At 37.3% G+C, this 8,074-nt stretch carries 7 protein-coding genes; all 7 read right to left on the bottom strand.

Annotated elements, in window-relative coordinates; all coding sequences use genetic code 11:
* Window positions 1–8: 8 nt before the first annotated feature.
* Complete coding sequence (locus CLLU_RS00755) at window positions 9–884, bottom strand: methylenetetrahydrofolate reductase (RefSeq protein WP_106007663.1); 876 nt, start codon at window positions 882–884, stop codon at window positions 9–11.
* A 21-nt stretch (window positions 885–905) separates the two neighbouring features.
* Window positions 906–1,556: a methylenetetrahydrofolate reductase C-terminal domain-containing protein gene (locus CLLU_RS00760; protein ID WP_106007664.1), complete on the bottom strand. Its 651-nt coding sequence runs from the start codon at window positions 1,554–1,556 to the stop codon at window positions 906–908.
* Between the two features lie 27 nt (window positions 1,557–1,583).
* Window positions 1,584–2,438 (bottom strand): bifunctional 5,10-methylenetetrahydrofolate dehydrogenase/5,10-methenyltetrahydrofolate cyclohydrolase, encoded by an 855-nt coding sequence (locus CLLU_RS00765; protein WP_106007665.1) that lies wholly within the window; start codon window positions 2,436–2,438, stop codon window positions 1,584–1,586.
* 55 nt (window positions 2,439–2,493) lie between these two features.
* Complete coding sequence (locus CLLU_RS00770; protein WP_106007666.1) at window positions 2,494–3,126, bottom strand: cyclodeaminase/cyclohydrolase family protein; 633 nt, start codon at window positions 3,124–3,126, stop codon at window positions 2,494–2,496.
* Window positions 3,127–3,147: 21 nt separating this feature from the next.
* Entirely contained in the window at window positions 3,148–4,824 is a 1,677-nt protein-coding gene (locus CLLU_RS00775; RefSeq protein WP_106007667.1) for a formate--tetrahydrofolate ligase, read from the bottom strand.
* Window positions 4,825–5,601, bottom strand: a complete 777-nt coding sequence (locus tag CLLU_RS00780) for an ATP-binding protein (protein WP_207655924.1) — start codon at window positions 5,599–5,601, stop codon at window positions 4,825–4,827.
* Between the two features lie 223 nt (window positions 5,602–5,824).
* Entirely contained in the window at window positions 5,825–7,717 is a 1,893-nt protein-coding gene (gene cooS, locus CLLU_RS00785; protein WP_106007669.1) for an anaerobic carbon-monoxide dehydrogenase catalytic subunit, read from the bottom strand.
* Window positions 7,718–8,074 lie beyond the last annotated feature (357 nt).

An 8,074-nucleotide genomic window follows, 5' to 3' on the forward strand; every position in this document is an offset into this window, starting at 1 on the left:
CCCTTATTTTATAATCCTGCTTCATCCAATATCAAAGGGATATTCTTTTCTGCTCCTATGGCCATTATATGAACTCCTTCACCCAATCCTTCTTCTTTTATGCGTCTTATAAATTCTGCTGATATCTTTATACCCTCTTTAACCTTGTCCTCAGCATTTTTCATTCTGTCAATGAGTTCATCTGGTACATATATACCCGGTACATTTTTATTCATATATTTAGCCATGCCGGCTGATTTCAAAGGTATTATACCCACCATAATCTTTGCATCCAGATCTTTTGTCTTTTCTCTGAACTCCTTCAAAGTATCTATGTCGTAAACTCCCTGAGTTTGAAAAAATTTAGCTCCAGCTTTTATCTTCTTTTTCATCTTCATAATCTGAAGATCCAATGGATCATATCGAGGCGTAACACAGGCCCCTAAGTAAAATTCAGGAACACCATTTAAATCATTTCCGGCCATATCTTTCCCCGAAGCCAAAGTACTAGCTACCTGCAATATACCCACGCTGTCAAGATCATAAACGGGTTTTGCCCCCGGATGATCTCCTATGCCAGTGTAATCTCCTGTAAGTGCCAGAACGTTTTCTATACCAAAAACTCCTGCTGACAAAAGTTCTCCCTGAATTGCTATTCTGTTTCTATCTCTTCCAGTTATCTGAAGTACAGGTTCCAATCCAACATCTTTAAGCACCTTACAGGTAGCTAGAGATGTAGCTTTTAACATAGCCGATTGAAAGTCAGTAACATTTACCCCCTGGACTCTTCCTTTTACACCCTTGGCACACTCAATCAAATGAGAAAGATCCGTTCCTTTTGGAGGTGCCATTTCAGCAGTAATCGCAAAATCACCTTTTTTAAAAGCTTCTTCTAATAAGCTCATTTCTAAATCCCCCTTTGATCATTACTTAGCCCTCAAATTTATTTTCTTAGGATGAGAATTGATTTGATAATTTCTTGGATCTCTTATTTTATCCAGATTATCAAGTTGTCCCAATTCCTTCAGCTTATTATATATTAGTATCCAAGCACAATCATTGTCAGGATTTACTTCACATTTGCCATCCCTTGCTCCGCCACAAGGGCCATTTAAAAGTCCCTTTGCACACATGGTGACAGGACATATTCCTCCGGTCCATCCAAGCTGACAGTCTCCACAGGCCTTACAAGCTTCTGAATACTGACCTACCCTTTCCACTTCACCTATGAACAGGGTATTATTGCCCGGATAAACAGGAATATCAACCAACTTGGCTACAGTCTGTGTCCCATCTCCACAGGCCAACGATACAATTGCATCCGCATCTTTCAGTTCATCTTTCAATGATTTCAAATCTTTTCTTGTTTTCAAAAGATTACATGATGGATCAAGTACTTTGTACCCCAGAACTTTTTTGCCGTTTTTCTCCAGAGTATCTTTCATCTCCGCTACTTCATCTTCTCCTCCTACTTTACAAGTAGAAGCACAAAGTGAGCACCCTGTAATTATTACTTTTTGACTGTCTTTAAGATATTCTAGTATGTCTTCTATTGGTTTCTTTTCTGAAATAATCATATTTACTCCTCCATTTATCTCAAAGGTCTACAAGTTGTTTTGCAATTTGCAGGCTTTAACAACATGGCTTGCCAATATGCTTGTGGTTATAGAGCCTACTCCACCTGGCACAGGTGTAATGGCTTTAACTTTATCAAAAACTCCATCATAATCAACGTCCCCACATATTTTTCCATCAGGCAGTGCATTTATTCCAACATCTACTACAATTGCGCCTTCTTTCAGGTGCTGAGTTTGTATGAGTTTTGCCTTACCTGCTGCACTGATAACTACATCTGACTTACATGAAATAGCTGCTGTATCCTTAGTGAATATATGACAAATTGACACTGTAGCAAATTCATTTAACAGCATCATTGATAGTGGTTTACCAACAACTAAACTGGCTCCTACCACTGTTATATCTGTACTTTTTATAGGTACTTTATTATATTTTAACAATTGCACCACTGCTTCAGCAGTACATGGACCAAATCCTGAATTATCACCTTCAAAAACTTTTTCAAAGTTTACTGGACTCATGCAGTCCACATCTTTTGCAGGATCTATAGCATTTTTTACTGCATTCTCATCAATATGAGCTGGAAACGGCCTGAAAACTAAAATTCCATTAGTTGACTTATCCTCATTTGCCTTTTTAATTTCCTTTAAAAAATTTTCCTGTGTTACATCTTCCGGCAATTCTACAACTTGAGTTGAAATTCCAATTGTCTTACTTCTCTTTAAGGCTCCTCTTTCATACGCAAGATCGCTTCCTTTTGCACCAATTCTTATTATTGTAAGTTTTGGCTCAATTGATTTGGATTTCAACTGTTCTACCTCTTTAATCAATTTCTCACTTATAGCATCTGCAACAGGTTTACCCTTCATCACTACTGTCATTTTCCTTAACTCCCTTCATGGACTATATAATTAAATTTTAAAATTATCTACATTATTATTTAGAGAGAATATTGATAACTTTCTCATATACCTCATCAGCTATTTTAATTCCATTTTTAATTAAAGGTTCAATCTCTCCTTTAACTCTATCCACATATTCATTGTCTTTTATTGAATTTAAATTAATTATTACATTCAGCTGGGCTCCGATAATAGCAGCTTTAAGACACTGGACTCCCACTCCCACATCGCTTATGGCAAGTTTTGAACAATTATCTACAAGTGCCTCATGAAGTTCAACAGCCTCATAGGCTTTTTTAACAATATTTACTGGAACACTGCAGGCTTCCTTCAAACATTTTTCTAAAGTCTCCGATTTCAATTTCTTTTCCTGCTCAGTTTCTTTAGGCATCCCATAAGCCTTGGAAAGCGGCAGAAAACACTCTGCATCCTCATCCATCAATTTCAAAAGTTCATCTTGTAAATCAGTGGCCTTTTTCAATATCCCTTTTACCTTTTCATCATACTGGGCATATTTTTTCTTGCCTATGGTAAGATTACACACCATACTCCCAAGTGCCATGCCTATGGCTCCTACAATTGCTGAAGCTCCGCCTCCACCAGGTGCTGCTGCTTTAGAAGCTAGAACTTCTACAAAATCTGCACAGGTTTTATCCGCCAATTTCATATTGCTACCCCCTAAAATGCTTTAAAACAATCCGCTTATTACTCCATTTTCATCTACATCTATCTTTTCAGCTGCTGGAACTTTAGGAAGTCCTGGCATTTTCATTATTGAACCAGTTACTGCAACTACAAAACCTGCTCCTGCCGATATTGTGACCTGTCTTACTGTGATCTTGAATCCTGTTGGTCTTCCAAGCTTGGTTTGATCATCTGTAAGAGAGTATTGAGTCTTGGCTATGCAAACTGGAGTCTTATCAAAACCCAGTCTTTCCAGTTCATCAATTTCTTTTTCTGCCTGAGCTGTAAAGTTGACATCATCAGCACCATATATTTTCTGGGCTACTGCTCTTATCTTCTCTCTAATTGGAAGTTTTTCATCATACGAAAATTGAAAATCATTTTTACCATTTTCTATAAGCCTCAGTGCCTCTTTTGCAACTTCTATTCCGCCTTCTCCGCCTTTTGCCCATACTTCCGACAATCTTACATTTACGCCCAACTCCCTGCATTTATCTTCTACCAGTTTGAGCTCGGCCTTGGTATCTGTAGGAAATGCATTTAATGCCACCACTGCAGGTAACTTAAATACTTTAGTTATATTCTCCACATGTTTCAGCAAATTAGGCAGTCCCTTTTCAAGAGCTTTCAGATTTTCATTGTTCAATTCTTCTTTTGGAACTCCACCATTATATTTCAAGGCCCTTACAGTAGCCACTATTATCACTGCATCCGGCTTCAAACCTGACATTCTGCATTTTATATCCAGGAATTTTTCAGCACCCAGGTCTGCACCGAAACCTGCCTCTGTAACTACATAATCACCGAAATGCAGTGCCATCCTAGTAGCCATTATTGAATTGCATCCATGAGCTATATTGGCAAAAGGTCCACCATGTACAAAAGCAGGTGTTCCCTCAAGAGTTTGTACCAAATTTGGCTTTAATGCATCTTTAAGAAGTGCTGTCATAGCTCCTTCAGCCTTTAAGTCATGAGCTGTTACAGGTTTGCCGTCCCTAGTGTATCCTACAACTATTCTGGCAATTCTGTTTTTTAGATCAGTTAAATTACTTGATAAACAGAATATGGCCATTATCTCGGAAGCAACCGTTATATCAAATCCATCTTCTCTAGGTGTACCATTGGCTTTACCACCCAATCCATCTACCGTAAACCTAAGCTGCCTGTCATTCATGTCAACACATCTTCTCCATGTAACTCTCCTTGGGTCTATGTTGAGTGAATTTCCCTGATATATGTGATTATCTATCATTGCCGCCAGTAAATTGTTGGCAGCAGTCAGTGCATGCAGATCCCCTGTAAAATGCAGATTTATATCCTCCATAGGTACCACCTGGGCATATCCGCCACCGGCAGCTCCGCCTTTTATTCCAAATACAGGCCCCATAGATGGTTCTCTAAGTGCAACAACTACTGATTTATTAAGCTTTGCCAGTGCATCTGCCACACCTATTGCTGTAGTAGTTTTTCCTTCTCCTGCTGGAGTCGGGTTTATAGCTGTACAGAGTATAAGTTTACCATTTTTACCCGGAGTACTCTTTAACAGGTTATAATTCACTTTTGCCTTATACTTACCGTATAATTCAATGTCATCTTCGGAAATATCAAGCTTTTTAGCAATGTCCCTTATGTCCTTCAGTTTACATTCCTGAGCTATTTCTATGTCTGATTTATAAGTCATTTAAAATACCCCCAATTCTAATCTTTCTTTTATTTTTTTTACCTCCTCTACGGCTTCATTATCAGAATCGTAGGGAGATCTATTAACTCTGTCAGAACTTCCCACTGCCCTACTATAGTGTATAAAACCAAGGCACTCTTTTTCATCTATATTTTGAAGTACGAACTGCTTATCTTCTTCATTTTTAATCTTGTTCGCCACTGCAAAAATCTTTTTAATGCCTATATCTTTAGCCAATTTTCTTACATGCTTGAAAGTCTGTATGCTCCTTATTCCAGGTTCTATAACAACAATGAATACATCCACTCCCTGAGCTGTACCTCGCCCTAAATGCTCAATACCAGCTTCCATATCCATTATTACAATATCTTTATTTTGAAGGAGTAAATGAGAAGTAAGTTTTTTCAGTAAAACATTTTCCGGGCAAAAACATCCTGTTCCACCGGTATCAACTGTTCCCATGGTTAGAAGTCTTACCCCATTGTATTCTTTGCAATACCTCTCAGGTATATCATCCACCTTGGGATTTATTTTGAACATTTTGCCAAAAGCTCCCGGAGTAGAATTAGTTCTCTCAGCTACTAACTTTTTCATTTCTGAAATTGGAACGATTTCTTCCGTTATTTTTTGGGGAAATCCTAAGGCCAACGCTAAATTGGGATCAGGATCTGCATCTACAGCTAAAACTTTATATCCTTCTTCCGCATATATTCTGCTTATCATTGCCGCAAATGTAGTCTTTCCCACACCACCTTTACCTGTTATGGCCATTTTCATCTTCATCTGTAGTCCCCCTTTTGACTAATTGCTTTATATAGATCATATCGGCTGCCGAAAAAATTTTTTCAAAGTGATACACAAACTACTCATGTATCACTTTGATAGCATATTTCACATCACTTTAAGCCACTATAAAATTAAAACCTGTTATTAACTCGCTTTCATATATGCACATTAATTGCCTAATCCTAGTATAATATATATAGTGTATCATGTATATTTATATACCTATTTTTTTACGTTTTTCATTCATTCTATTCACTATCTGTTCAACTGCTTTTTTAGGATCAGTTTCTATAAAGAACTTAGCTCCTACCCAGTCATCCATTTTATTTGTAAGTATGTCTACAACTTCTGGTCCACCCGTTACTGGAGGTACTATTCCCAACCAGACATCAATACCTGAAGTCACTACGTAAGTTCCTATTGCTACAGCTTTTTCCGACATCCATTCCGGTGCTATACCTGCAACTGGAAGATCACTCATATCAACTCCCAGATGATTTGCTACTCTTCCAACTAAATCCAATATACGACTTATGTCCACACAAGAACCCATGTGAAGAACAGGAGGTATGTCCACAAGTTTGCATACAGTAGCTAATCCCGGTCCTGCATATTTTACTGCTTCTTTTTGTAATAATCCGTGTTTTGCTGCTGCCTGAGCCGCACATCCTGTAACCACCACGATAACATCATTTGCTATCAATCCTTTTATGGTCTCAACATGACTATAGTCCTGAGTGGTTTTAGGATTATTACATCCAACTACAGCTGCTGCTCCTCTCAATACTCCAGATACTATAACATCTGCCAGAGGCTTAACAGTCTGCATTGGACCTATCTCGGAATTTACAACCTTATCTAATTTATTCAAAATTTCCTCTACACTATATCCTACAATTGCCTTTGATTTCAACTCAGGAATCATCACTTTACTTTGATCCCTATTTTTAAAATTCAATATGGCTTCTTTCAATATACTTTTAGCTGAATTCAGCAGATTTTCCTCATCTAATTCAATATAAGTCGAACCTTTAATATGAGCCTTTGGCGATGTGGTTATAAATTTAGTATGATATGATTCTGATAATTTTGCCAGTGCTGGCATTATACACTGTACATCTACTATCAAAGCATCTACGGCTCCTGTAACAACCGCCAATTCCTGCTGCATAAAGTTTCCTGCCAGCTTTATTCCATGTCTCATGGAAACTTCATTTCCAGTACAGCACATTCCACATAAATTTATTCCATCAGCACCTACGGATTTAGCCAATTCTATTAATTCCGGATCAGAAGCTGCTTGTACTATCATTTCCGAAAGAATTGGTTCATGTCCATGTAAAACTACATTTACTGAATTTTTTTCAAGCACTCCAAGATTTGCTTCAGTATCTGCAGAATGAGGTGTTCCATACATTATATCACTGAATTCCGTGCCCATATAAGAACCAAGCCATCCATCAGTCAATGAACATCTCATGGACATTTTGATCATGCTCTCTGCATCTGCATTACATCCCATATGAGTTGAATGCATGACTGCTGCTATTTCTCTATCTACTGCCCTTGGAAATATGCCTAATTTTTTCCAAAGTTCTTTTCTCTTCTCCGGCACTGAAGGAGGCAAATTCACTTCATCCAATTGTCTGCCATAATCATTCAATCCTTCCTTTGCCACATCATGTGCTATATCATATTTATCTCTTCCTTCGGTTTCAACATTAAACCTCTCTGCAACTCTTTTTAACTTCTCTTCATCTTTGACTTTTATATCCCCATCTTCACGGGTATGATACAAGCTAAGAGCTATACTTCTACCATGATCTGAATGTGCTGCCGTACCTGCTGCAACCATTCTTGCAAAATTTCTGGATACTATAACATCTGCCGTAGCACCACATATGCCCCTTGATACTCCTTTTCCTGGTACAGGGCTTACTCTACAGGGGCCCATGGCACAATTTCTACAGCAAACTCCTGCTGCGCCAAATCCACAGGGTACCTTTAATGCTGCTTTCCTATCCCATGCTGTTTCAACCCCATCATTTTTTGCTTTTTCCAATAATTCTAATGTAGCCTTGTCAATTGAAATTACTTTTTCTTCCATTTTTAATAATTCCCTCCTTATCGAAATAATTACTTTACAGGAGCAATTACTTCTCAAATTAACTTAATTACCTAAAACCCTAATATCTCTATTTAAAAATAATTGTATATATACAATTATAGGTATAACTCATTATTTCTATTAAAATATTCATCTGTCACTATGCTTAGTATTCAGAAAAAATGTTAAAAAATAAACATATAATTTTTTATTGCAGCGAAATTTTACTGTGAAATTTAGTATGAAGATAAGAATATTTGAAAACCTTAACATTTTAGCATTAAAAACAAATGATTATTTAATTACAAAAATAGAACAATTTTTAACTACTATTTTACTTATATATTATCACAATAG

The organism is Clostridium luticellarii, from assembly GCF_002995845.1.
GTDB classification, from domain to species: Bacteria; Bacillota; Clostridia; order Clostridiales; family Clostridiaceae; genus Clostridium_B; species Clostridium_B luticellarii.